The sequence below is a fragment of the Streptomyces sp. NPDC057280 genome (genome assembly GCF_042668605.1).
Classification (GTDB): Bacteria; Actinomycetota; Actinomycetes; order Streptomycetales; family Streptomycetaceae; genus Streptomyces.
In genome coordinates this window covers 2,233,010-2,256,833 of sequence record NZ_JBHUYR010000001.1, presented here as the reverse complement: position 1 = coordinate 2,256,833, position 23,824 = coordinate 2,233,010, and the positions used below count along the sequence as shown (strand labels likewise).

Annotated in this window: 21 protein-coding genes and 1 riboswitch; of the genes, 11 read left to right on the top strand and 10 right to left on the bottom strand. The window is 70.9% G+C overall.

All coding sequences use genetic code 11. The annotated features are described in order from the left end of the window. Positions 1-4: 4 nt before the first annotated feature. From ACFUO4_RS10155 to ACFUO4_RS10145, 3 genes are all read right to left on the bottom strand, one after another. Complete coding sequence (locus ACFUO4_RS10155; protein ID WP_383482005.1) at positions 5-247, bottom strand: hypothetical protein; 243 nt, start codon at positions 245-247, stop codon at positions 5-7. A gap of 152 nt (positions 248-399) precedes the next feature. Further along, positions 400-639 (bottom strand): hypothetical protein, encoded by a 240-nt coding sequence (locus ACFUO4_RS10150; RefSeq protein ID WP_211283922.1) that lies wholly within the window; start codon positions 637-639, stop codon positions 400-402. Between the two features lie 320 nt (positions 640-959). Further along, positions 960-1,517, bottom strand: coding sequence for a DUF6082 family protein (locus tag ACFUO4_RS10145; protein WP_383482002.1), 558 nt, complete (start codon positions 1,515-1,517; stop codon positions 960-962). A 322-nt stretch (positions 1,518-1,839) separates the two neighbouring features. Between ACFUO4_RS10145 and ACFUO4_RS10140 the strand changes: the two genes are divergently transcribed. After that, positions 1,840-2,928, top strand: coding sequence for a GTP-binding protein (locus tag ACFUO4_RS10140; RefSeq protein WP_179143383.1), 1,089 nt, complete (start codon positions 1,840-1,842; stop codon positions 2,926-2,928). A 19-nt stretch (positions 2,929-2,947) separates the two neighbouring features. Here the strand turns inward: ACFUO4_RS10140 and ACFUO4_RS10135 are convergent, their stop codons facing one another. Continuing rightward, entirely contained in the window at positions 2,948-5,404 is a 2,457-nt protein-coding gene (locus ACFUO4_RS10135; RefSeq protein WP_079309249.1) for a DNA topoisomerase (ATP-hydrolyzing) subunit A, read from the bottom strand. 317 nt (positions 5,405-5,721) lie between these two features. Between ACFUO4_RS10135 and ACFUO4_RS10130 the strand changes: the two genes are divergently transcribed. The 4 genes from ACFUO4_RS10130 (at position 5,722) to ACFUO4_RS10115 (ending at position 10,584) form a co-directional block, all read left to right on the top strand. Then, a complete protein-coding gene (locus tag ACFUO4_RS10130) occupies positions 5,722-7,116 on the top strand; it encodes a M16 family metallopeptidase (protein ID WP_383482393.1) in 1,395 nt (464 codons plus the stop codon). After that, positions 7,113-8,501 carry a pitrilysin family protein gene (locus ACFUO4_RS10125; protein WP_079309247.1) on the top strand — a complete coding sequence of 463 codons (1,389 nt, stop codon included), beginning with the start codon at positions 7,113-7,115 and terminating at the stop codon, positions 8,499-8,501. The genes ACFUO4_RS10130 and ACFUO4_RS10125 overlap by 4 nt, the downstream gene beginning before the upstream one ends. A gap of 213 nt (positions 8,502-8,714) precedes the next feature. Continuing rightward, positions 8,715-8,877: riboswitch (cyclic di-AMP (ydaO/yuaA leader) on the top strand. A gap of 12 nt (positions 8,878-8,889) precedes the next feature. Next, complete coding sequence (locus ACFUO4_RS10120; RefSeq protein WP_383481998.1) at positions 8,890-9,654, top strand: M23 family metallopeptidase; 765 nt, start codon at positions 8,890-8,892, stop codon at positions 9,652-9,654. Between the two features lie 234 nt (positions 9,655-9,888). After that, positions 9,889-10,584: a GntR family transcriptional regulator gene (locus tag ACFUO4_RS10115; RefSeq protein ID WP_383481996.1), complete on the top strand. Its 696-nt coding sequence runs from the start codon at positions 9,889-9,891 to the stop codon at positions 10,582-10,584. 137 nt (positions 10,585-10,721) lie between these two features. On the opposite strand, the gene ACFUO4_RS10110 is transcribed toward ACFUO4_RS10115, so the two are convergent. Then, on the bottom strand, positions 10,722-11,003 hold the full coding sequence (locus tag ACFUO4_RS10110; protein WP_079309245.1) for an HPr family phosphocarrier protein: 282 nt from the start codon (positions 11,001-11,003) through the stop codon (positions 10,722-10,724). 199 nt (positions 11,004-11,202) lie between these two features. Here ACFUO4_RS10110 and ACFUO4_RS10105 point away from each other — a divergent pair, with 199 nt between their 5' ends. From ACFUO4_RS10105 to ACFUO4_RS10090, 4 genes are read left to right on the top strand one after another with little or no spacing between them, the layout of a single operon-like run. Next, complete coding sequence (locus ACFUO4_RS10105) at positions 11,203-14,013, top strand: GNAT family N-acetyltransferase (RefSeq protein ID WP_383481992.1); 2,811 nt, start codon at positions 11,203-11,205, stop codon at positions 14,011-14,013. A gap of 43 nt (positions 14,014-14,056) precedes the next feature. Continuing rightward, positions 14,057-14,653 carry a DUF5998 family protein gene (locus ACFUO4_RS10100; protein ID WP_079309244.1) on the top strand — a complete coding sequence of 199 codons (597 nt, stop codon included), beginning with the start codon at positions 14,057-14,059 and terminating at the stop codon, positions 14,651-14,653. Continuing rightward, complete coding sequence (locus tag ACFUO4_RS10095; protein ID WP_383481989.1) at positions 14,653-15,846, top strand: alkaline phosphatase family protein; 1,194 nt, start codon at positions 14,653-14,655, stop codon at positions 15,844-15,846. Before ACFUO4_RS10100 ends, ACFUO4_RS10095 begins: the two co-directional genes overlap by 1 nt. A 43-nt stretch (positions 15,847-15,889) precedes the next feature. After that, positions 15,890-16,537: a thymidine kinase gene (locus tag ACFUO4_RS10090; protein WP_079309242.1), complete on the top strand. Its 648-nt coding sequence runs from the start codon at positions 15,890-15,892 to the stop codon at positions 16,535-16,537. On the opposite strand, the gene ACFUO4_RS10085 is transcribed toward ACFUO4_RS10090, so the two are convergent. Both ACFUO4_RS10085 and ACFUO4_RS10080 read right to left on the bottom strand, forming a co-directional pair. Then, complete coding sequence (locus ACFUO4_RS10085) at positions 16,524-17,021, bottom strand: DUF4352 domain-containing protein (protein ID WP_383481986.1); 498 nt, start codon at positions 17,019-17,021, stop codon at positions 16,524-16,526. The two genes, ACFUO4_RS10090 and ACFUO4_RS10085, sit on opposite strands and share 14 nt — an antisense overlap. Before the next feature lie 47 nt (positions 17,022-17,068). Then, positions 17,069-17,845, bottom strand: coding sequence for a VOC family protein (locus tag ACFUO4_RS10080; protein ID WP_383481983.1), 777 nt, complete (start codon positions 17,843-17,845; stop codon positions 17,069-17,071). A gap of 296 nt (positions 17,846-18,141) precedes the next feature. On the opposite strand from ACFUO4_RS10080, the gene ACFUO4_RS10075 reads away from it, so the two are divergent. Further along, positions 18,142-18,993, top strand: a complete 852-nt coding sequence (locus tag ACFUO4_RS10075; RefSeq protein WP_383481980.1) for a sulfurtransferase — start codon at positions 18,142-18,144, stop codon at positions 18,991-18,993. A 67-nt stretch (positions 18,994-19,060) separates the two neighbouring features. Here ACFUO4_RS10075 and sepH read toward each other — a convergent pair whose 3' ends face one another. Then, positions 19,061-20,107: a septation protein SepH gene (gene sepH / locus ACFUO4_RS10070; protein WP_383481977.1), complete on the bottom strand. Its 1,047-nt coding sequence runs from the start codon at positions 20,105-20,107 to the stop codon at positions 19,061-19,063. Between the two features lie 472 nt (positions 20,108-20,579). On the opposite strand from sepH, the gene ACFUO4_RS10065 reads away from it, so the two are divergent. Beyond that, positions 20,580-21,317 carry a hypothetical protein gene (locus tag ACFUO4_RS10065; RefSeq protein WP_383481974.1) on the top strand — a complete coding sequence of 246 codons (738 nt, stop codon included), beginning with the start codon at positions 20,580-20,582 and terminating at the stop codon, positions 21,315-21,317. On the opposite strand, the gene ACFUO4_RS10060 is transcribed toward ACFUO4_RS10065, so the two are convergent. Further along, positions 21,241-22,560, bottom strand: coding sequence for a D-arabinono-1,4-lactone oxidase (locus tag ACFUO4_RS10060; protein ID WP_383481971.1), 1,320 nt, complete (start codon positions 22,558-22,560; stop codon positions 21,241-21,243). The genes ACFUO4_RS10065 and ACFUO4_RS10060 overlap by 77 nt on opposite strands. Continuing rightward, positions 22,520-23,764 (bottom strand): MFS transporter, encoded by a 1,245-nt coding sequence (locus tag ACFUO4_RS10055; protein WP_383481968.1) that lies wholly within the window; start codon positions 23,762-23,764, stop codon positions 22,520-22,522. The genes ACFUO4_RS10060 and ACFUO4_RS10055 overlap by 41 nt, the downstream gene beginning before the upstream one ends. Positions 23,765-23,824 lie beyond the last annotated feature (60 nt).

Sequence of the window (23,824 nt, the reverse complement as noted above, 5' to 3'; positions counted from 1 at the left end):
GAGGTCACGCGTCGGGGATGTCCTTCTTGGCCGCGATCAGGGTCTCGCGGGTGATGACGACGATGCGTTCGTAGTCCGCCCGCGAGGCGTCCGGCGGCAGTTCGGAGTCGAGTTCCGCCGTGGCCTCTCTGCCGACGACGGCGAAGCTGCCGTCACTCAGCTCGAAGATGTCGGGGCAGCACTGTCCTGACATGCTGCCTCGTTGACTGGGCGAGTCGCCGATACGGCGAACTATGGTCGTTCGCATGGCTGTCGGCCTTTCGTGTGGGACCTTGCGGTCAGAGTGCCGCCCCGAGCTGCCCTGCGGAGGGGACCGCAGGGCACTGGGACCGTCGGGGGCAAACGAACACAGGCTGACGGAGCAAGTGAGCGCGCTGGGGAGGGGGCTGCCCCCGGCGACTATGCGTCGGGAATGTCGGCCTTGGCGTGGATGAGAGTCTCGCGGGTGACCACGACGATGCGTTCGTAGTCGGCTCTGGACGCGTCGGAAGGGAGCTGGACGTCGAGTTCGTCGGTGATGTCCGTGCCGATGACAGCGAACCTTCCGTCGGAGAGCTCGAAGATATCGGGGCAATTGGCACCGGTGGCGCTTCCCCTGGCGCTGGGCGGGGTACCAATCCGACGGATGATCTGGCTCACTGTTCTGGCATTCCTTACTGATGTCGAGGCAGGTGCGCACTGGTGCTGCGCGTTGTGATGCGGCCCGGGTGGGGTCACGGCCTCGACAACCAGCAGCGTGGACGGTGGTACGGCGGGGGTAGGCCCGTTCCGCAAGATGCGCAGTAGTCAACCTTGTTGGCACCTGAGGCAACGCGACGGTTTACTGCTTTGTTACCGCCCAACCGTGTGATGTGCGCAAGCGGCAGGAGCACCGGGAGTCCACGCGCGCCGGGAGTGGTGAAAACGTCCCACTTGCTCAGCGTACCCACTCGCTCAGCGTGCCCACTTGCTCAGCGCTCCTACTCGCTCGGCGGTTCCCCGACCACCCACCACTCGTCGCCGTCCGCTTCCTCCAACTGGGCCAGAAGGTCGTCGACCATGCGTCCGAGCTTCGCCTCGTCGGATGAGTCGATCAGCGTGGCCCGGTGCGGGCGGGTGGCGTACCAGTACTCGCGGAACACCGGGTTCTGGAGCATGCTCCGGGCGAACCCGAAGAACTCGTCGTGGGTGATGTTGCCCATCCGGTAGTAGCAGAGTGCGTTGGTGTAGAGAGCGTTGGCGAAGAGGAACTGCCGCTGCTTCCTGGGCGGGACGGTGCCGTTGTAGGCGTCCAGCACCTCGGCCAGGTCGGGATCGTCCATGGCCTTGCTCAACAACTCCCAGTGCTGGCGCTGCTGGTAGGCGAAGTTGGTCTGGTGCCGCGTCTGGGCGGCCTGTTCCAGAAGCTCCACGCGTGTGCGTAAGGCGCTGAGCGCGGGCCGCTGTGCGGCCAAGGAGACGGCGGCGCCCGCCGCCAGCCCGACCCCGGCAGAGGCGACGGCCATCAGCCTCCGTAGCCCGAACTTCTGTGTGGCCATGTCAACCCCCGAATCAGGCGGCCGTCCGCCGGTCGTCGGGGTGCGGGTCGACTGTTGGGGACCGGCGAGCGGTGGGCGGCGCTTGCCGTCTCCCAGGGTGCCGAGCGGCTCTGATCGGCGGGGGAGGCGGAGAGGAGGCGCACGGAAGGAAGCGAGGGTCGCACGAACCGGCGCCATGCCCAACGTCTGCCCCGCAAGTGCTGCTAACAATCGTTCACTTCGCGGTGATTCTTCCCGCTCGTATCCTGGTCCGGCATTCAAACCTCGTACATGCGCCGGAACCGCGATCCGGCGCGCGTACCAGCGCGAAGGAGGTCGCACGTTGCGTCAGCCGAACCCCGGTCAGCGTCAGATCCCGGTCGTCGTCCTCGCCGGATTCCTGGGTTCCGGCAAGACCACCCTCCTCAACCACCTCCTCCACCGCAGCGGAGGCAGCCGCATCGGCGCCATCGTCAACGACTTCGGTGCCATCGAGATCGATGCCATGGCCGTCGCGGGCGCTCTCGGCGACTCGACCGTCTCTCTCGGCAACGGCTGCCTGTGCTGTGCCGTCGACGCGAGCGAGCTCGACAGCTACCTCGAACGCCTCGCCCGGCCCGACACCGGCATCGACGTCATCGTCATCGAGGCCAGCGGGCTCGCCGAGCCGCAGGAACTGGTGCGCATGCTGCTCGCCAGCGAGCATCCCGGCATCGTCTACGGCGGACTCGTCGAGGTCGTCGACGCCGCCGAGTTCGACGACACCCGTGTGAAGCACCCGGAGCTTGACCGGCATCTCGCCCTCGCCGACCTCGTCGTCGTCAACAAGCTCGACCGCGCCGATGACGGCGATCGGGTCATCGAGCTGGTCCACGGCATCGCCGACCGCACCGCCGTCGTCGTACCCGCCACCTACGGCCGTATCGACCCCGAGTTCCTCTTCGACTGCAAGCCCGGCGAGGAACGCATCGGGCAGTTGTCCTTCGACGACCTTCATCACGGACATGACGCGGAGGGCCACTCCGGCCACCTGCACACCGGCTACGACAGCCTCTCCTTCGCCTCCGGAGTTCCCCTCGACCCGCGTCGGTTGATGCAGTTCCTCGACAGCCGGCCCGAGGGGCTGTACCGGATCAAGGGGTACGTCGACTTCGGGGCGTACGACGTGCGCAACCGGTATGCCGTGCACGCCGTCGGTCGGTTCCTGCGCTTCTATCCCGAGCCCTGGCCCGCCTCCGACGACCGGCTCACCCAGCTCGTCCTCATCGGCTCCGGCATCGACGCCCCCGCCCTCGGCAAGGAACTGGAGGCGTGCAAGAGCGACGCCCCGCACACCGCCGACGAGCACGGCATGTGGGGCGTCCTGCGCTACGTACAGGGCTCGGAGGAGGAAACCGCCGAAACCCCCGAGCTCTTTGAAGAAGAGGCCTGAGCGAGGCTCCGGACGAGGCCTAGACCGGTCCCGCCACCACCGACACCGGCTTCCCCAGCGACACACCCGAACCGTCACGGCGCGGGTCGATCTCCGGGAGGTCGGCCGGCGTGCCGTTCTTCTGGGCCGCCTTCGCGGGGACGGCGCCCGCCCAGGCGAAGGACAGGCAGTCCTCGCCCTTCAGGAAACGCTGGCAGCGGACGCCGCCGGTCGCGCGGCCCTTGCGCGGGTACTGGTCGAACGGAGTCAGCTTGGCCGTCGTCTGGACCGAGTCGTCCAGCGTGCCGCGCGAGCCCGCGATGGTGAACACCACCGCGTCCGCCGCCGGGTCCACCGCCGTGAAGGAGATGACCTTCGCGCCGTCCGCGAGCTTGATGCCCGCCATGCCGCCGGCCGGACGGCCCTGCGGGCGGACCTGCGCGGCCTGGTAGCGGAGCAGCTGCGCGTCGTCCGTGATGAAGACCAGGTCCTCGTCGCCCGTCCGCAGTTCCACCGCGCCGACGATCCGGTCGCCGTCCTTGAGCGTGATGACCTCCAACTCCTCCTTGTTCGAGGGGTAGTCGGGGACGACACGCTTCACGACGCCCTGTTCCGTGCCGAGCGCCAGGCCCGGGGACGACTCGTCGAGGGTGATCAGGCAGACCACCGTCTCGCCGTCGGTCAGGGACACGAACTCCGACAGGGGAGCGCCGCCCGAGAGGTTCGGGGCGGAGGCCGTCTCGGGCAGCTGCGGCAGGTCCACGACGTTGATCCGCAGCAGGCGGCCCTGCGACGTCACCGCGCCGATCTCGCCGCGCGCGGTCGCCGGGACCGCCGAGACGATCACGTCGTGCTTGACGCGCTTGCCGTCGGCGTCCGCCGGGAAGGGCTCGCCGTTGGCCGTCCGCGCCAGCAGACCCGTCGAGGACAGCAGCACCCGGCACGGGTCGTCCGCCACCTGCAGCGGCACCGCGGCCGCGGGGGCGCCCGCCGACTCCAGCAGGACCGTACGCCGGTCGGTGCCGAACTTCTTGGCCACCGCGGCCAGTTCGGCGGAGACCAGCTTGCGCAGCTCCGCGTCCGAGTCGAGGATCGCGGTCAGCTCCTCGATCTCCGTGTTGAGCCGGTCCTTCTCGGACTCCAGCTCGATGCGGTCGAACTTGGTCAGACGGCGCAGCGGCGTGTCCAGGATGTACTGCGTCTGGATCTCCGACAGGGAGAAGCGCTCCATCAGGCGCTCCTTGGCCTGCGCGGAGTTCTCGCTCTGCCGGATGAGGCGGATGACCTCGTCGATGTCGAGCAGCGCCGTCAGCAGGCCTTCGACCAGGTGCAGACGGTCGCGGCGCTTGGTGCGGCGGAACTCGCTGCGGCGGCGGACGACCTCGAAGCGGTGGTCGAGGTAGACCTCCAGGAGCTCCTTCAGGCCCAGCGTCAGCGGCTGCCCGTCGACCAGCGCGACGTTGTTGATGCCGAAGGACTCCTCCATCGGCGTCAGCTTGTAGAGCTGCTCCAGGACCGCCTCCGGCACGAAGCCGTTCTTGATCTCGATGACCAGACGCAGGCCGTGCGCGCGGTCGGTGAGGTCCTTGACGTCGGCGATGCCCTGGATCTTCTTCGAGCCGACCAGGTCCTTGATCTTGGCGATGACCTTCTCCGGGCCGACCGTGAAGGGCAGCTCGGTGATGACCAGACCCTTGCGGCGGGCCGTCACCGTCTCCACGGAGACCGTCGCCCGGATCTTGAAGGTGCCTCGGCCCGTCTCGTACGCGTCCCGGATGCCGGAGAGGCCGACGATCCGGCCGCCCGTGGGCAGGTCGGGGCCGGGGACGTGCTTCATCAGGGTGTCCAGATCCGCGTTCGGATAGCGGATCAGGTGGCGGGCGGCCGCGATGACCTCGGAGAGGTTGTGCGGCGGCATGTTCGTGGCCATACCGACCGCGATGCCCGACGAGCCGTTGACCAGCAGGTTCGGGAACGCGGCGGGCAGGGCCACCGGCTCCTGCTCCTGGCCGTCGTAGTTCGGCGCGAAGTCGACCGTGTCCTCGTCGATCGACTCGGTCATCAGGCTCGTCGCCTGCGCCTGCCGGCACTCGGTGTACCGCATGGCGGCCGGCGGGTCGTCGTTGCCCAGCGAGCCGAAGTTGCCGTGGCCGTCGACCAGGGGGACGCGCATCGAGAAGGGCTGGGCCATGCGCACCAGGGCGTCGTAGATCGACGAGTCGCCGTGCGGGTGCAACTTACCCATGACCTCGCCGACGACGCGGGCGCACTTCACATAGCCGCGGTCGGGGCGCAGCCCCATCTCGTTCATCTGGTAGACGATGCGCCGGTGCACCGGCTTGAGGCCGTCGCGCGCGTCCGGGAGGGCTCGGGAGTAGATGACCGAGTACGCGTACTCGAGGAAGGAGCCCTGCATCTCGTCGACGACGTCGATGTCGAGGATCTTCTCCTCGTACGAGTCGTCGGGCGGCGGGGTCTTCGTGCTGCGGCGGGCCATCGCTGCCGGCTCCTCTTTTCTGGTCGCTCGCCTACGGGTCGCTCGCGTCCCTTCGGCTCACTCTTGCTCAAGCGTGAACGGGATCTGACGCGGACCATTGTGGACCCCGGCACTGACAACGCGGACGACGACCCGACGTCAGCTCTCCCGCCGGTGGTTCACCCGCGCCGCACGGCGGCCCGACCGCAGGCTACGGGATCTCGCTGTCGGCGTACGACCACCGGGAACTCCACCGGTGCCCCACACGCTTGCATACAGTGGCAGGACCGGCAGGAAAACGCGGTTACGGCAACCGCACCGCGATCGAAGGGACGTACATGCCCATGGGTCACACGGCCACAGACCAGGCAGGCACCGGGGGCCTGACAGCAACGGAGCACCGCCTGGCCAATGGGCTGCGCGTGGTGCTCTCCGAGGACCACCTGACCCCGGTCGCGGCGGTGTGCCTCTGGTACGACGTCGGCTCGCGCCACGAGGTCAAGGGGCGCACCGGTCTCGCTCACCTCTTCGAGCACCTGATGTTCCAGGGTTCGGGCCAGGTCAAGGGCAACGGCCACTTCGAGCTGGTGCAGGGCGCGGGCGGCTCGCTGAACGGCACCACCAGCTTCGAGCGCACCAACTACTTCGAGACCATGCCCGCCCACCAGCTGGAGCTCGCCCTCTGGCTGGAGGCCGACCGCATGGGCTCCCTGCTGGCCGCCCTCGACGACGAGTCGATGGAGAACCAGCGCGATGTGGTGAAGAACGAGCGCCGCCAGCGCTACGACAACGTCCCCTACGGCACGGCGTTCGAGAAGCTGACCGCCCTCGCCTACCCGGAGGGCCACCCCTACCACCACACGCCGATCGGTTCGATGGCCGATCTGGACGCGGCCACCCTGGAGGACGCGCGCGCGTTCTTCCGGACGTACTACGCGCCCAACAACGCGGTGCTGTCGGTCGTCGGTGACATCGACCCCGAGCAGACGCTCGCCTGGGTGGAGAAGTACTTCGGCTCCATCGCCTCCCACGACGGCAAGCCCGCCCCGCGCGACGGCTCGCTGCCCGAGATCATCGGCGAGCAGCTGCGCGAGGTCGTCGAGGAAGAGGTCCCCGCGCGCGCGTTGATGGCCGCCTACCGGCTGCCGCACGACGGCACGCGCGAGGCCGACGCCGCCGACCTGGCGCTGACCGTCCTCGGCGGCGGCGAGTCCTCCCGCCTCTACAACCGGCTCGTGCGCCGCGACCGTACGGCCGTCGCGGCCGGCTTCGGGCTGCTGCGGCTGGCCGGAGCGCCCTCGTTGGGCTGGCTGGACGTGAAGACGTCCGGTGACGTCGAGGTGCCGGTCATCGAGGCCGCGATCGACGAGGAGCTCGCCCGGTTCGCCGCGGAGGGCCCCACGGCCGAGGAAATGGAGCGCGCCCAGGCCCAGTTGGAGCGCGAGTGGCTGGACCGGCTCGGCACCGTCGCGGGCCGCGCCGACGAACTGTGCCGCTACGCCGTCCTGTTCGGCGACCCGCAGCTCGCCCTCACCGCCGTCGACCGCGTCCTGGAGGTCACCGCCGAGGAGGTCCAGGCGGTCGCCAAGGCCCGTCTGCGCCCCGACAACCGCGCGGTGCTCGTCTACGAACCCGTCGCGGGAGAGTCCGCGGAGGACGCGGACACGCCCGAGGACCCCGAGGCCGAAGCCACCGTCGAAGCCGGCGACAAGAACGAGGAGGCGGCCAAGTGACCGAGCTCGCCACGATGGAATTCCACCCCCAGCCCCAGGCGGGCGAGGCCAAGCCCTGGGCGTTCCCGGCGCCCACGCGCGGGACGCTGCACAACGGCCTCACCGTGCTGCGCTGCCACCGCCCCGGCCAGCAGGTCGTCGCCGTCGAGGTCCTCCTGGACGCCCCCCTGGACGCCGAACCGGCGGGCCTGGACGGCGTCGCCACGATCATGGCGCGCGCCTTCTCCGAGGGCACCGACAAGCACTCCGCCGAGGAGTTCGCCGCCGAGCTGGAGCGCTGCGGCGCCACCCTCGACGCGCACGCCGACCACCCCGGCGTCCGCCTGAGCCTCGAAGTCCCCGTCTCCCGCCTGCCCAAGGCGCTCGGGCTGCTCGCCGACGCCCTCAGGGCGCCCGCGTTCGCGGACGACGAGGTCGAGCGTCTCGTCACCAACCGCCTCGACGAGATCCCGCACGAACTGGCCAACCCCTCGCGCCGGGCCGCCAAGGAGCTCTCCCGGACGCTGTTCCCGGCCGACCTGCGCATGTCGCGCCCCCGCCAGGGCACCGAGGAGACCGTCCGGAACATCGACTCGGCGGCCGTACGCGCCTTCTACGAGAAGCACGTCCGCCCGGCCACCGGCACCGTCGTGGTCGTCGGCGACCTCACCGACGTCGACCTGGACGGGCTGCTCGGTGACACCCTCGGCTCCTGGACCGGCTCCGCGGCCGAGCCGCGCCCGGTGCCCGCCATCACCGCCGACGACACCGGCCGCGTCGTCATCGTGGACCGTCCCGGCGCCGTCCAGACGCAGCTGCTGATCGGCCGTATCGGCGCCGACCGGCACGACCGCGTGTGGCCCGCGCAGGTGCTCGGCACGTACTGCCTCGGCGGCACCCTCACCTCCCGCCTGGACCGCGTCCTGCGCGAGGAGAAGGGCTACACCTACGGCGTACGGGCGTTCGGGCAGGTCCTCCGGTCCGCGCCGGACGGCACCGGTGCCGCGATGCTCGCCATCAGCGGCTCCGTGGACACCCCGAACACCGGTCCCGCGCTGGACGACCTGTGGACGGTGCTGCGCACCCTCGCGGCGGAGGGGCTCACCGACGCCGAGCGTGACGTCGCCGTGCAGAACCTCGTCGGCGTCGCCCCGCTCAAGTACGAGACGGCGGCGGCCGTGGCGAGCACGCTGGCCGACCAGGTCGAGCAGTACCTGCCCGACGACTACCAGGCCACGCTGTACCGGCAGCTCGCCGCGACCGGCACCGTCGAGGCCACCGCGGCGGCCGTCAACGCCTTCCCGGTGGACCGTCTGGTGACGATCCTGGTCGGCGACGCGGCCGCCATCAAGGAGCCCGTGGAGGCCCTCGGAATCGGCGAAGTCAGCGTGGTGACAGCCGAGTAGAAGCACGGCAGCGGCACGCGCGCGTGAAGGGGCCCTGGTGACGGAAGCGTCACCAGGGCCCCTTAATGTCCGAATAGGAATGAATTGAAGGCTGGTTGCCTGTTTGCCCTGTGGGATGTGCTACAAACTGCCTGATCCGTTTGGGGATTGAAAGTGACCCCCCTTAGCGTCATCCCGGCTGTCCGTCAGGCAGTGCGCCGCACCCGCGGCACCGGACAGTCATCGCCGAGTCCCCGTACGGCGCGAGCCAGGGGAGCCGGGGACCCACGCAGTCCCTGGGGTGAATCGGACGCCCGCGCGTCAGCGAGGGGGTCCGTAGGAGACCTTCCTGCTCCGAACCCGTCAGCTAACCCGGTAGGCGAGAGGGAAGGAAAGGATCAGCCTCCACATGGCGTTCACGCGCCCCACCGGGAAGCATCGTGCCCCGAGCCGGATGAAGCGCAGCACCGCCCGCGTGGCGGGAGTCGCGGCCCTCACCACCACCGGCGTCATCGGCACCCTCGCCGCCCCGGCCCTCGCCGCGGAGCCCGCGGTCGAGCAGACCGGCATCGTCCCGGTCATCACCATCGGCGACTCGGTCGCCGACCAGATCGACGCCCAGGCCGCCGCCCAGGAGCAGGCCGCCGAAGAGGCCGCCCAGAAGAAGGCCGAGGAGCTGGCCCGCAAGAAGGCCGCCGCCAAGGCGAAGAAGGAGCGCGAGGCCAAGGAGCGCGCCGCCCGGGCCGCCGCCGAGCGCAAGCGCCTCAACACCTACGTGGCCCCGATCTCGGGCTCGTACATCTCCACCGGCTACAAGGCCGGCGGCGCCGTCTGGTCCTCCGGCAGCCACACCGGCGTCGACTTCCACGCCGCCAGCGGCACCCCCGTCCACGCGGTCGGCTCCGGCACCGTCGTCGAGGCCGGCTGGGGCGGGTCGTACGGCAACAACATCGTGATCAAGATGAACGACGGCACGTACACCCAGTACGGTCACCTGTCGTCCATCGGTGTCTCGGTCGGCCAGACGGTCACCCCGGGCCAGCAGATCGGCCTGTCCGGCGCGACCGGCAACGTCACCGGCCCGCACCTCCACTTCGAGGCCCGGACGACCCCCGAGTACGGCTCGGACATCGACCCCGTCGCCTACCTGCGCTCGCACGGTGTGAACGTCTGAGGCGCGGCGTGACCGTCAGAGGCGCGGCGTGACCGTCCGCCCTCCGCCGACGGACCGCAAGATCTCCCGGAACCCCGGCTCACCGAGCCGGGGTTTCACCGTTTTCGGCACCTTGCTGTCCAAAAAATATCCATGGATTCCGGTCCGCCATCGGAAATTCCCGTTCCTTGCAATAGAGTCACTGAACACACGTCAATCGTCGACGTTTCACGGGGATTAAAGCGGAGGTCGGTCATGCGTATTCCGGCGCACTCGGTATGCACCGCGATCAGGGACGACATCGTCTCCGGTGTCCACGAGCGCGGGAGCCGCCTCACCGAGGAACTCCTCGCCCGCCGCTACGGCGTCTCCCGTGTCCCCGTCCGGGAGGCCCTGCGCACCCTGGAGGCCGAGGGCTTCGTGGTGACGCGGCGGCACGCGGGCGCGTGCGTCGCCGAACCGACCGAGCAGGAGGCCGCCGACCTGCTGGAGATGCGGATGCTCCTGGAGCCGCTCGGCGCCTCCCGGGCCGCCCAGCGGCGCACCGAGGCCCACCTGAAGGTCCTGCGTGGCCTGGTCAGGCTGGGTCAGGAGCGGGCCAGGCGGGGCAACAGCGAGGATCTGCGCTCCCTGGGCGGCTGGTTCCACGAGACGCTCGCCCAGGCCTCCGGCAGCCCCGCGCTGACCTCGATGCTGACCCAGCTGCGCCACAAGATCTCCTGGATGTACTCCGTGGAGGCGCCCGCCAACCCCGTGGAGTCCTGGGCGGAGCACGGCGCGATCGTCGACGCCGTGGCGCGCGGGGACGCCGAACGCGCGCGTGCGGTCACCGCGCTGCACACCGAGCGCTCGACCGCGGCGCACCGCCTTCGATTCCGCGCCGCGGGAGATCGGCAAGAGCGTGTGAGGAACTCGCAACATCCCGTAAACATGCCGAGCCTGCGGCATTAACACGAGGGCCGTATACAAAGAAGCAGTAATTCGCGGGGAAGTATTTCTGCTGCCCGCGAGAGGGAATTTGAAAGGGCCCGCCCGATAAACTCGGACGAGCCCTTCAGTGGTGCCGTGATTCAGTCGGCGCCGATAAATCAGACGGTCTCGGGGAGCTCCTCGAGCCCCTCGGAGACCAGCTTCGCCAGACGGTCGAGGGCGGCGTCCGCGCCCTCGGCGTCCGACGCGAGGACGATCTCCTCGCCGCCCTGGGCGCCGAGGCCCAGGACCGCCAGCATGGAGGCCGCGTTGACGGGGTTGCCGTCGGCCTTGGCGATCGTCACGGGGATACCGGAGGCCGTGGCGGCCCGGACGAAGATGGAAGCGGGGCGGGCGTGGAGGCCCTCGGCCCAGCCGACGTTGACGCGGCGCTCAGCCATGTGATGCTGCCCTTCGGTGTTCAGGGTTGTCTAGACCAGTTTCCCACACGTGAAGTGTCTCCGGATCGGGTCGTACGTCCCGTCCGGGGTGAGTCGCCGGACCGCGGCCTCGGTCCGGCTTCCGTCCTTCTGCGATCCTGTTGCGCTCTCCACAGACTGCCTCGCGCCGTTGTCGTACGCGAGCCGTACTCTGGGGCCCATGCAGACCTCGTCGGACCGGCACGAGTACCCCGCCCACTGGGAGGCCGACGTGGTGCTGCGCGACGGCGGCACCGCGCGCATCCGCCCCATCACCGTTGATGACGCCGATCGCCTGGTCAGCTTCTACGAGCAGGTCTCGGACGAGTCGAAGTACTACCGCTTCTTCGCGCCCTACCCTCGTCTGTCCGCCAAGGACGTCCACCGCTTCACGCACCACGACTTTGTGGACCGGGTGGGTCTCGCCGCCACAGTCGGCGGCGAGTTCATCGCCACCGTACGCTACGACCGCATCGGCGCCGACGGAATGCCCGCGTCCGCCCCGTCCGACGAGGCCGAGGTCGCCTTCCTCGTCCAGGACGCCCACCAGGGCCGCGGCGTCGCCTCCGCCCTCCTCGAACACATCGGTGCCGTCGCCCGCGAGCGCGGCATCCGCCGCTTCGCCGCCGAGGTGCTGCCCGCCAACAACAAGATGATCAAGGTGTTCACGGACGCCGGGTACACCCAGAAGCGCAGCTTCGAGGACGGCGTCGTACGCCTGGAGTTCGACCTGGAGCCCACCGACCGCTCGATGGCCGTGCAGTACGCGCGCGAACAGCGCGCGGAGGGGCGGTCCGTGGAGCGGCTCCTGAAGCCCGGCTCGGTCGCCGTCGTCGGCGTCGGCCGCACCCCGGGCGGGGTCGGCCGCAGCATCCTCGACAACATCCGGGAGGCCGGTTTCACCGGCCGCCTGTACGCCGTGAACAAGGCCTTCACCGACAAGGAGATCGACGGCGTCCCGGCGCACCGCTCGGTGCGCGACATCGAGGGACCCGTCGACCTCGCGGTCGTCGCCGTGCCCGCCGAACACGTCCCCGAGGTCGTCGCCGAGTGCGGCGAACACGGCGTGCAGGGCCTCGTCGTGATCTCCGCCGGGTACGCCGAGAGCGGCCCCGAAGGACGCGAGCGCCAGCGCGAACTCGTCCGGCACGCGCGCGCGTACGGCATGCGGATCATCGGCCCCAACGCCTTCGGTGTCATCAACACCAACCCGGACGTCCGGCTCAACGCCTCCTTGGCCAACGAGACGCCCCGCCCCGGCCGCATCGGCCTCTTCGCCCAGTCCGGCGCCATCGGCATCGCCCTGCTCTCCCGCCTGCACCGGCGCGGGGGCGGCGTCACGGGGGTCACCGGAGTGTCCACGTTCGTCTCCTCCGGAAACCGCGCGGACGTCTCCGGCAACGACGTCCTCCAGTACTGGTACGACGACCCGGACACCGACGTCGTCCTCATGTACCTGGAGTCCATCGGCAACCCCCGCAAGTTCACCCGCCTCGCCCGCCGTACCGCCGCCGCGAAGCCGCTCGTCGTCGTCCAGGGCGCCGGCTCCGCCCCCCAAGGGCATGCCGTACGGGCCACCCGGCTGCCGCGCACGACCGTGTCCGCGCTGCTGAGACAGGCCGGCGTGATCCGCGTGAACACCATCACCGAACTGGTCGACACCGGCCTGCTGCTCGCCCGCCAGCCCCTGCCGCGCGGCCCGCGCGTGGCGATCCTCGGCAACTCCGAGTCGCTCGGCCTGCTCACCTACGACGCCTGCCTGTCCGAGGGACTCAGGCCGCTGCCCCCGCTCGACCTGACGACGGCCGCCTCGGCGCAGGACTTCCACGCCGCGCTCGCGCGCGCGTTGGCGGACGACACCTGCGACGCCGTCGTCGTCACCGCGATCCCGTCCGTGGGGGAGGGCGCCGCCGGCGACGCGGCCCTCGCCGAGGCGCTGCGGTCGGCGGCCGAGCGGGTCCCCGGCAAGCCCGTCCTCGTCGTCCACGTCGAGCTGGGCGGACTGGCCGAGGCCCTGTCGGCCGCCACCAGCACGGCACCGCAGGCCGCGACACCGAGCGCCACCCACCCCTTCCGTGCCCTGGACCGCCTCGCCGCCAAGGCCCCGGAGGAGACCTCCGACGCCGGCCCCCGCCTCATCCCCGCCTACCCCGCCGCCGAACGCGCGGTCCGCGCCCTCGGCGAAGCGGTGAAGTACGCCCAGTGGCAGCGCGAGGCCGCCGCACCCGGCAAGGTGCCCGAGTTCGAGAACATCGACGAGAAGGGCGCCGCCCAGCTCATCGACGGCCTCCTCACGCGTGGGCAGGGCCTCACGCTCGGCGCCGACGCCACCTGCGACCTGCTCGGCAAGTACGGCATCCCCGTCCACCGCGCCCTCCCCGCACCCACCCCCGACGACGCGGCCGCCGCCGCGCACACCCTCGGCTACCCCGTCGCGCTCAAGGCCACCGCCCCGCACCTGCGCCACCGCGCCGACCTCGGCGGCGTCCGGCTCGATCTCGCCGACGAGGATCAACTGCGCCGCGCGTACGCCGAGTTGACCGAGCTGTTCGGCTCGCCGGACGAGCTGCGTCCGGTCGTGCAGGGGATGGCCCCGCGCGGCGTGGACACCGTCATCCGGGCCGTCATCGACCCGGCGGCCGGAGCGGTGCTCTCCTTCGGGCTGGCCGGCGCCGCCTCCCAGCTGCTCGGCGACACCGCGCACCGGCTGATCCCGGTCACCGACCGGGAGGCGGCCACCCTGGTGCGGTCCATCCGGACGGCACCGCTCCTGTTCGGCTGGCGTGGCTCCGCGCCCGTGGACACCGCCGCCCTCGAAGAACTGCTGCTCAGGGTCTCCCGTCTCGTCGACGACCACCCCGAGGTCGTCGCGGTCACCCTGGAGCCGGTCGTCGTCGCCCCGCACGGCCTGAGCGTCCTCGGCGCGTCCGTCCGGCTGGCGCCCCCTCCCGCCCGCGACGACCTGGGCCCGCGGACGCTCCCGGCGTACTGAGACCTTCCTGAGCGGTGCCTCGCAGTCAGTGCACCCCCGTAGGATGGACGTCATGGCCAAGACCAGTACGACGACCCAGGGGCTGCGCGCGGCGATCGAGCGCAGCGGCTACTACCCGGCCCTCGTGGCCGAGGCGGTGGAGGCCGCCGTGGGCGGCGAGCCCATCCGGTCGTACCTGGTCCACCAGGAGACGACGTTCGACCAGAACGAGGTCCGGCGGCACGTGACCGTGCTCGTCCTCACCGAGCACCGCTTCATCGTCAGCCACACCGACGAGCAGGCCGCCGACAACACGTCCCCGACGCCGTACGCCACCACCTCCACCGAGTCGGTCAAGCTCGGCCGGATCTCGTCGGTCGTGCTCAGCCGCGTCGTCGCCAACCCTGAGCAGTACCAGCCGGGCACCCTGCCCCGCGAGGTCGTCCTGACCATCGGCTGGGGCGCCGTCTCCCGCATCGACCTGGAGCCCGCAGCCTGCGGCGACCCCAACTGCGAGGCGGACCACGGCTACACGGGCAACTCGACGGCGGACGACCTCAGCCTGCGCGTCAGCGAGGCCGGGGACGGCCCGGAGACGGTGCGCCAGGCCCTCGCCTTCGCGCAGGCCCTTTCCGAGGCGACCGCGGACATCACCCGCTGATGGCGCAGCCCACCGCCTGGGACTCCCACCCGGAACCACTCGCCGTGGACTCCGCGCCCCTTCCCCAGTACGGCAGCGGCTCCCTCGCCGACCTCCTGCCCACGCTGGCCGCGGGCATGGGCGTGCCCGGCACGACCGCGACGATCACCGAGCTGGCCCCCGCCGACCGGAACTGCGTGTTCCTGGTGGACGGCCTCGGCTGGGAGCAGCTGCGGGCGCACCCCGAGGAGGCGCCCTTCATGGCCTCGCTCCTCGGCAGCTCCCGCGGCGGCACCGGCCGCCCGCTGACCGCCGGCTACCCGGCGACCACCGCGACGTCCCTGGCCTCGGTCGGCACCGGGCTCCCGCCGGGCGCCCACGGCCTGCCCGGCTACACCGTGCGCAACCCGGACACCGGCGAGCTGATGAACCAGCTGCGCTGGCAGCCGTGGACGCAGCCGCGCGCGTGGCAGCCGTACCCGACGGTCTTCCAGCTGGCCCAAGACGCGGGGGTGCACGCCGCGCAGGTGTCCTCGCCGACCTTCGAGAACACACCGCTGACCAAGGTCGCCCTCAGTGGCGGCAAGTTCCTCGGCCGGCTGTCCGGCGAGGACCGCATGGACCTGGCCGCCGAGCAGCTGGCCGCCGCCGACCGCGCGCTGGTCTACACGTACTACGCCGAACTCGACGGCGCCGGCCACCGCTTCGGCGTCGACTCCGACACCTGGCGCGGCCAGCTCATGCACGTGGACCGCCTGGTCCAGCGCCTCGCGGAACAACTCCCTGCGAACAGCGCTCTCTACGTCACCGCCGACCACGGCATGGTCGACATCCCCTTCGACGAGCAGCACCGCATCGACTTCGACGAGGACTGGGAGCTGCGGGCCGGGGTCGCCCTGCTCGGCGGCGAGGGCCGCGCGCGCCACGTGTACGCCGTCCCCGGTGCCGCGAACGACGTCCTGACCTGCTGGCGCGAGGTGCTCGGCGAGCAGTTCTGGGTGGCCTCACGGGACGAGGCGATCGCGGCGGGCTGGTTCGGCCCGCACATCGACGAGCGGGTGTACGACCGCCTCGGCGACGTGGTCGCGGCCGCGCGGGACGACGTCCTGATCATCGCGTCCGAGCGGGAGCCGAAGGAGTCGGCGATGGTCGGCAACCACGGTTCGATGACCCCTGCCGAGCAGCTGGTCCCGCTGCTCGAAGTACGCTCCTGAAGCCCTCCCGATCCCACCCCTGCCGAAAGGTGCTCAACCCCCCATGCCCGAGCTGGTGTTCTTCTCCGGAACGATGGACTGCGGGAAGTCGACGCTGGCTCTCCAGATCGAGCACAACCGGTCCGCGCGCGGCCTGCAGGGCATGATCTTCACGCGCGACGACCGCGCGGGCGAGGGCAAGCTCTCCTCCCGCCTGGGCCTGGTGACGGACGCGGTCGAGGTCGAGGACGGCCAGGACCTGTACGCCTACCTCGTCGACCACCTCTCCCAGGGCGGCCGCGCGGACTACGTCATCGCCGACGAGGCCCAGTTCCTGGCGCCGGAGCAGATCGACCAACTCGCCCGCGTGGTGGACGACCTGGGCCTGGACGTCTACGCCTTCGGCATCACCACGGACTTCCGCTCCAAGCTCTTCCCCGGCTCCCAGCGCCTCGTCGAACTGGCCGACCGGGTCGAGGTCCTCCAGGTGGAGGCCCTCTGCTGGTGCGGCGCCCGCGCCACGCACAACGCCCGCACGATAGGGGGCGAGATGGTCGTGGAGGGCGCCCAGGTGGTGGTGGGCGACGTCAACCAGTCGGAGGCCATCGGCTACGAGGTCCTGTGCCGCCGCCACCACCGCCGCCGCATGACATCGGCAACGGCGAGAGCAGCGGCACTGTCACCGGACGTACTGCCGGTCAACTCGGTTTAGGGACGGCCCATTCGCCCACGTCGTCGGCGAAGCCGCTGTCCATGGCGAACTGGACGGTGACGATCCGCGACCCGTCCGGGACCTCGAACGTGATGAAGCCCAGGGCTGTCTTGCCGGGACCCACGGTGATGCTCCCGGGGAACGCGGGACCGGCCGCCGAACTGCCGAGGGTCGAGTCGAAGCGCTGCCCGGCCTTGTCGATCACGGTCGCCCCGTTGGACGGGGAGTCCTTGTAGACGGCTGTTCCGGTGTTCTTCAGACGGAACTGAACGGCCACGTAGTGATTCCCCGCATCCGGCTGGAAGCCGTCGGGATCGGTCGGAGCCGGGTCGACAACCTTGGTGACGGTGACGTCGAGCCTCTCGCCCCGCTCGGTTCCCGTCAGGCTCACGGTGTCCCCGACCCGCGGATCGGCAACAGGTGCCAGCGCCAGCGCAGGAGCTGCCAGCAGGCAGGTCAACAACGGTGCGGTACGACGACGCATCGCTCCTCCAGGTGCTGCGGAGCGGCTGATGTCACCATCGTCCGCCCTCAGGGTGTCGTCTGCACCACCGAGAACCGTGCCCCCTCCGGGTCCGACACCGTGGCCGCGCGGCCGTGTGGGGTGTCGTGGGGGTGGGTGAGGATGTGGCCGCCCAGGGCGGTGACGAGGGCCAGGGTGGCGTCCGTGTCGGAGACCTGGAAGTACGTCATCCAGTGCGGGCCCCGGTCGCGGGGGAGGGAGGTGCCGACGCCGTGGATGCCGGCGACCGGGTGGCCGGCGAGCTGGAGGGTGACGTGGTCGAGGTCGGCGGAGACGATCGGCTCCTCGTCGTAGCCGAAGACCGTTTCGTAGAACTTGGCGACGCTCGCCGTCTCGAAGGTGAGCAGTTCGTGCCAGGCCGGGGTGCCCGGGACGCCGGAGATGCCGGTGCCGCGGTGGACGCCCGCCTGCCACACGCCGAAGACCGCGCCTGAGGGGTCGGAGCCGATCGCGAGCCGCCCGGCGTCCCCCGCGTCCAGCGGCCCCACTCCCACCGTGCCACCGCACAGCCGTACCGTCTCCGCCGTCAGGTCCACGTCGTCCGAGGCCAGGTACGGCGTCCAGGCGATGGGCAGATGACGGTCCGGAGGAAGTTGGCCGATTCCCGCCACTTCACGACCGTCCAGCAGGGCGCGCACGTAGGGGCCCAGCTGCTGCGGGCCCGGTTGGAACTCCCAGCCGAACAGCTCGCCGTAGAACTCCTGGGTCGTGGTCAGCCCGTGCACCATCAGACTCACCCAGCAGGGTGTGCCGTTCGGGCCGGCCGACCCCCGTGCCTCGGTCATCGTCACTCTCTCCTCGACCCCTTGCGGCAGCCGTGTCGCCACCATGCTCCGGAACCCCGTGCCGATGCTCGCACCACCCGTGGTGCCGCGCGCTCCGGGCGCGCCGCTGCTCTCCGCCGCTTCCCGCAGAATGCCCGGTGCGCGGTGACCCGTCCTTTTCTGCGCGATTGCTGACGGATGTCGATCGGCTGTACAGCATGTGCCCGATCCCGTACGCCTCGTGATCGGGCCTGCCCGGCGGAGCAGAGTAGCCGGACATGGACGATGCGGCCACCCCGTGCGCAAGGATGGTGGCCATGAACGCCATCATCTCCGCATCCGAACTCGCGAGCGACTTGACCGGCTCGAACCCGCCGGTGGTCCTCGACGTCCGCTGGCAGCTGAGCGTGGCCAAGGCGGCCGGCGAGCCGCCCTTCGACGGCCGTGCCGCGTACGCGGCCGGGCACATTCCGGGCGCGGTCTTCGTTGACCTGGACCGGGAGCTCGCCTCGGCCCCCGGCGCGCGCGGCCGGCATCCGCTTCCCGAGGTCGCCGACTTCGGCGCCGCGATGCGCCGGGCGGGTGTCTCGGCCGGGACCCCGGTGATCGTGTACGACGGCGGACAGGGCTGGGCGGCCGCCCGCGCATGGTGGATGCTGCGCTGGACGGGTCACCCGGACGTGCGGGTCCTCGACGGCGGGTTGCCGTCCTGGGAGGGCCCGTTGGAGACGGCCGAGCCGACTCCGGCGGAGGGCGACTTCGTGCCGCGGCCGGGCGCGGTGGAACTCCTCGACGCCGACGGGGCCGCGGCTCTGGCCCGTTCCGGGATCCTGTTCGACGCCCGCGCGGGGGAGCGGTACCGGGGTGAGGTGGAGCCCATCGACCGGGTCGGGGGACACATCCCGGGCGCCGTGTCCGCGCCCACGACCGAGAACGTCGCCGCGGACGGCCGCTTCCTGCCCGCCGAGGAACTGCACGCCCGCTTCAAGGCCCTCGGCGTCTCGGACGACACCCCCGTGGGCGTGTACTGCGGTTCCGGCGTCTCCGGGGCGCACGAGGTGCTGGCGCTGGCGGTCGCGGGCATCCCGGCCGCGCTGTACGTGGGCTCCTGGTCGGAGTGGTCGTCGGATCCGTCGCGGCCGGTCGCGGTGGGCCCGGACCCGCAGTAGCCGCCGTACGGTACGCATGAGGGCCCGCGTCACCCGACGCGGGCCCTCATGGACGTCGTACGACGTGCTACTCCTGCTTCTTCCGCCGCGTACCGAACACGATCTCGTCCCAGCTCGGGACCGCCGCCCGGCGGCCCGGGCGGACGCCGTCCGCCTCGGCCTGGCGGTCGGTGGCGCCGACGAGGCGGTCGCGGTGCGCGCCCACGGAGCGGGGCATGAGGACGTCCGCGTAGGCGGAACCGGCCGAGGCCGCGGGCGCCGGAGGCTCCTCCGCCGCGGGTTCGTCGGCGGGCTCCTCCACCGGGGCGGGGGTCTCCGACGGGCGCTCCGGGACCACCAGGTCACCCCGGAAGCTCGGCACCGCCTCCAGGAGGCTGGTCAGCGAATCACGCTCGCCCGCGCTCTCCTCCTCGACCGGCTCGGGCGCCGGTCCGGGCAGCCCCAGGCGTTCCCGGTCGAGGGAACGGTCCAGCGGCCGGTCGCGCGGCAGGCGGGCGATGCGCGGTACGAAGGGAAAGCTGGGCTCCGGCGAGGCCGAGAGGTCGTCGGACTCACCGATCAGCGAGCGCGCTTCGTCGTCGACGGCCTGGACGAGCCGGCGGGGCGGGTCGTAGGTCCAGCTCGCCGAGTGCGGTTCGCCCGCGACCAGATAGACGAGCAGGACCTCCCAGGTGCCGTCGTCGCGGCGCCAGGAGTCCCACTGGACGGTGTCCTTGTCGGCGCCGCGCAGCAGCAGTCGTTCCTGGACGGCCTCGCCGAGCTGTGGTCCGGCGTTCTCACCGGGCCGGCGGACGGGGGTCTTGCGGGCCCGCTCGGCCATGAAGGCGCGCTCCGCGAGCACGGGGCCCTCGAAGCGGCGCACCCGGTCGACGGGGATGCCGGCCATCTGCGCGACCTCTTCGGCCGTCGCACCGGCGCGTATACGTGCCTGAATGTCGCGGGGGCGGAGATGGCTCTCCACCTCGATCTCGATCTGGCCGAGGCGGGGACGGTCGCCGCGTACGGCGGCGCGCAGACGCTCGTCAATCGGAAGCGTGTACTCCGTGCTGTCCGCAGCCTTCAGCACCAGCCGTGTGCCGTCATTCGAGACGGCCACGACACGCAGTTCGGGCATGGGGACCTCCCGGGTGGTGCCTGCCGACGTCACGTGCGTCGCTGCTTCCGCTAGTCGAGTGTGGCCTGCCCGGGTGCAGCCTGCCACAACCTTGCCGAGTTGCCCGGCGTGTCGGGCCGGGGCCCTGGATCGCCGTTATGGCACGGTTATCTATTCGCAACGCTAAGTGACCAACTCCGTCACCCTGTGCAACTAGCCCCCTCCAGGCGGTCCTTGAAGGCCACGGACGCCCAGGCGGGAGACCGGACCCAGGGCTCGCAACAGTACTCCATTTGGACCACGTGCGTGGATTGCCGCGCCGCCCAACTTCCTGCAAGGGGCCGGACTTGGCCGTCCCTGGCAAGGATTTGCGGATCTTGAACGTGGCGTACTTCACGGAATCATCAGAAACGGAACTAAACGTTTTCGTTCGTACGTCCCTTTGTCGTGCAGTTGGTTGATCAAGTACGGGAAAGGCAGGCAAGGTTCCGGGATGGGTGAAAGGCCCGATGTCAGGGAAAAGTGGATCGATCTGAACGTCCCGCAGGTGGCGGGCGCCGCGCTCGCCGCCGTGGTGGCGGCCAAGCTCGCCTCCTGGTTCGGGGTGTACGGCACGATCCTCGGTGCCGGCCTCGTCAGCGTGGTCGCCACCTGCGGGGGCTCCGTCTTCCAGCACCTGTTCCGACGCACCGGCGAACAACTCCGGTACGTCACAGGCCCCACCGGGGCACCGGAGCCGGAACGGCCGCCACGCCCGGGGGAGTTCACGGCGGGCACCGTCTACCGCGCGCGGGTCGGGAGCTGGAAGCGGCCCCTGGTCGCCGCGGCCCTGGTCTTCGGGGTCACCATGGCCGGCATCACCGCCTGTGAACTGGCGTCGGGCAACAGCTTCAGCGGCGGCAAGGGCACCACGGTCGCCGACGCCGTCACCGGCCAGGGCACGTCGTCCGGCGACTCTTCCGGCTCTTCCGGTTCTTCCGGCTCCGGCGAGTCCGGCGCCGGTGAGACGACTTCCACGCCCTCGCCGACCCCGTCCGACGACACCTCGCTCTCCAGCAGCGCCACCCCCGGATCAGGCGCGACGCCGACGCCCGGCCCCAAGGAGAGCAGCGGGACGCCGACGCCCACGCCGAGCGCGTCCGAGCCGTCGGCGACTACGACCCCAGCACCCGCCGCAAGTAGTCGTTCTGGAACCGCCGATCAGGATCAAGCCGATCCCGAAGTTCGGTGAACTCGCCGAAGCGCGGATAGACCCCGGAGAAGTACTCGGCGTCGCGCGTGTGCACCTTGCCCCAGTGCGGCCGCCCCTCGTGCGCGGTGAAGATGCGCTCGGCGGCGGTGAAGTACGCCTGGTACGGCGTGCCCTTGACCATGTGGACGGCGATGTACGCGCTGTCGCGCCCCGACGCCGTGGACAGCGTGATGTCGTCGGCGGGCGCGGTGCGCACCTCGACCGGGAAGCTGATCCTCAGCCCGGAACGGTCGACCATGGCCCGCAGTTCACGCAGCACCTCGACCGCGGCCGCGCGCGGGACGGCGTACTCCATCTCCACGAACCGCACCCGGCGCGGTGATGTGAAGACCTTGTAGGGGATGTCGGTGTACGTCCGCGCGGACAGCGCCTTGCTGGAGATCCGGGCGATGGCCGGGATCGTGCCGGGCACCGCGCGGCCGACCCACTGGGCGACCTGGAAGACGCCGTTGGAGAGGAACTCGTCCTCGATCCAGCCCTGGAACTGCGGCACCGGCTTCTCCGGGCCCGCGCTGCGGTTGTTGCGCTTGGTGTTGGTGCTGCCGGTGTGCGGGAACCAGTAGAACTCGAAGTGCTCGTTCTCGGCCCACAGCTCGTCGAAGTCGGCGAGCACCTTGTCGAAGGGCATCGGCTCCTCACGCGCGGTGAGCAGGAAGACCGGCTCCACCGCGAACGTGATCGCCGTGACGATACCGAGCGCGCCCAGGCCGATCCGGGCCGCGGCGAAGACCTCGGGGTTCTCCTTCTCGGAGCAGGTGAGCACCGAGCCGTCGGCGGTGACCAGCTCAAGTCCCTTGATCTGGGCGGCGATCGACCCCGACTCGCGACCGGTGCCGTGCGTCCCCGTGCTGATGGCGCCGGAGACGGTCTGCTCCATGATGTCGCCCATGTTCCGCAGCGAGAGCCCCTCGCGCGCGAGCGCCATGTTGAGCCTCTTGAGCTGGGTGCCCGCCCCGACCGTGACGGTCATGGCGTCCCGGTCGATGTTGCGGATACCGCTCAACAGTTGAGGGCGGATCAACACACCGTCGGTCGCCGCGATGGACGTGAAGGAGTGCCCGGTGCCGACGGGCTTGACCTTCAGCCCGTCCTCGGCGGCCTGCCGGACGGCGTCCGCCAGTTCCTCCACGGAGGCCGGAGTGACCTCCCGCGCGGGACGCGCGGCGACATTGCCGCCCCAGTTATGCCACGTGCCGTTCCTGCCGCTCACTGTGGTGCTCAACCGTGCCTCCCCGACGCGGAACCGGCCGCTTGAGCCGGCGGTACCCCAGGAAACCGACCGCGACCGCGACGGCTCCGGACACTGCCGGAACCCCGTACCCGGCCTGCGCCCCGGCCGCGTCGATGACCCAGCCGGCCGCGGAGGAGCCGAGCGCGACCCCGACCGCGAGCCCGGTGCTGATCCAGGTCATGCCCTCGGTCAGTTGCGCGCGTGGTACGTGCTGTTCGATCAGGGACATCGTCGTGATCATCGTCGGAGCGATGGACAGACCCGCCACGAACAGCGCCGCGGCCAGAAACGGCAAGTTTCCGACCAGTAGGAGGGGGATCATACTCACGGCCATCGCGCATATGCCCAGCAGCCAGCGAGGTTCCGGGGCTCCCTTGAAGCGCAACAGCCCGAACACGAGCCCCGCCACGCACGATCCCGCCGCGTAGAGGGCGAGCACGATGCTCGCGGCCCCCTTGTGCCCCTGCTCGTCGGCGAACGCGACGGTGACCACGTCGACGGCCCCGAAGATCGCCCCGGTCGCCACGAACGTGGCCACCAGGACCTGGAGGCCGGGGGAGCGCAGGGCGCTGCCGCCTCCCTCGCCGTGGCGCTCACGCGGATGCGGCGCGGGCTCGGTGGCCCGCTGCGAGGTCAGCCAGAAGACGCCCACGGCCAGGAAGCAGGCGGCGAGCAGCGGCCCGGCCTCCGGGAACCAGGCCGTCGACAGCCCGATGGAGATGATCGGCCCGAAGATGAAGCACACCTCGTCGACGACCGACTCGAACGAGTACGCCGTGTGCAGCTGCGGGGTGTCCCGGTACAGGGCGGCCCACCGCGCGCGGATCATCGCGCCGACGCTCGGCACGCACCCGATGCCCGCGCTGAAGACGTACAGCGTCCAGTCGGCCCACCCGAAGTGCGCGGCGCACAGCAGCCCGGCGGCCGAGGCGAGCGCGATGAGCGTCGCCGGCCGCAGCACGCGGCGCTGCCCGTACTGGTCGACCAGCCGCGACACCTGCGGCCCCGCCACCGCCGCGGCGAGCGCCATGGTGGCCGACAGCGCCCCGGCGAGGCCATAGCGCCCGGTCAGCTGGGACACCATGGTCACCACGCCGATGCCCATCATCGACAGCGGCATCCGGCCGAGGAACCCCGCGGCGGAGAAGCCCTTGGAGCCGGGGGCGGCGAACAGGGCGCGGTAGGGGCTCGGCACGGGGGTCTCCGGTCAAGGGAAGTGAAGCGGCTCGGCGGCTCCGGGTTCGGCGGCCCAGTA

Bases quoted from the DNA above. Each gene is read 5' to 3' on its own strand.
- ACFUO4_RS10145 (WP_383482002.1), bottom strand. From the start codon at position 1,517: ATGGCCACACAGAAGTTCGGGCTACGGAGGCTGATGGCCGTCGCCTCT.
- ACFUO4_RS10065 (WP_383481974.1), top strand. From the start codon at position 20,580: ATGGGTGAAAGGCCCGATGTCAGGGAAAAGTGGATCGATCTGAACGTC.
- ACFUO4_RS10100 (WP_079309244.1), top strand. From the start codon at position 14,057: ATGGACGTCATGGCCAAGACCAGTACGACGACCCAGGGGCTGCGCGCG.
- ACFUO4_RS10135 (WP_079309249.1), bottom strand. From the start codon at position 5,404: ATGGCCCGCCGCAGCACGAAGACCCCGCCGCCCGACGACTCGTACGAG.
- ACFUO4_RS10110 (WP_079309245.1), bottom strand. From the start codon at position 11,003: ATGGCTGAGCGCCGCGTCAACGTCGGCTGGGCCGAGGGCCTCCACGCC.
- ACFUO4_RS10115 (WP_383481996.1), top strand. From the start codon at position 9,889: ATGCGTATTCCGGCGCACTCGGTATGCACCGCGATCAGGGACGACATC.
- ACFUO4_RS10105 (WP_383481992.1), top strand. From the start codon at position 11,203: ATGCAGACCTCGTCGGACCGGCACGAGTACCCCGCCCACTGGGAGGCC.
- ACFUO4_RS10080 (WP_383481983.1), bottom strand. From the start codon at position 17,845: ATGACCGAGGCACGGGGGTCGGCCGGCCCGAACGGCACACCCTGCTGG.
- ACFUO4_RS10085 (WP_383481986.1), bottom strand. From the start codon at position 17,021: ATGCGTCGTCGTACCGCACCGTTGTTGACCTGCCTGCTGGCAGCTCCT.
- ACFUO4_RS10120 (WP_383481998.1), top strand. From the start codon at position 8,890: ATGGCGTTCACGCGCCCCACCGGGAAGCATCGTGCCCCGAGCCGGATG.
- sepH (WP_383481977.1), bottom strand. From the start codon at position 20,107: ATGCCCGAACTGCGTGTCGTGGCCGTCTCGAATGACGGCACACGGCTG.
- ACFUO4_RS10095 (WP_383481989.1), top strand. From the start codon at position 14,653: ATGGCGCAGCCCACCGCCTGGGACTCCCACCCGGAACCACTCGCCGTG.
- ACFUO4_RS10075 (WP_383481980.1), top strand. From the start codon at position 18,142: ATGAACGCCATCATCTCCGCATCCGAACTCGCGAGCGACTTGACCGGC.
- ACFUO4_RS10130 (WP_383482393.1), top strand. From the start codon at position 5,722: ATGCCCATGGGTCACACGGCCACAGACCAGGCAGGCACCGGGGGCCTG.
- ACFUO4_RS10155 (WP_383482005.1), bottom strand. From the start codon at position 247: ATGCGAACGACCATAGTTCGCCGTATCGGCGACTCGCCCAGTCAACGA.
- ACFUO4_RS10090 (WP_079309242.1), top strand. From the start codon at position 15,890: ATGCCCGAGCTGGTGTTCTTCTCCGGAACGATGGACTGCGGGAAGTCG.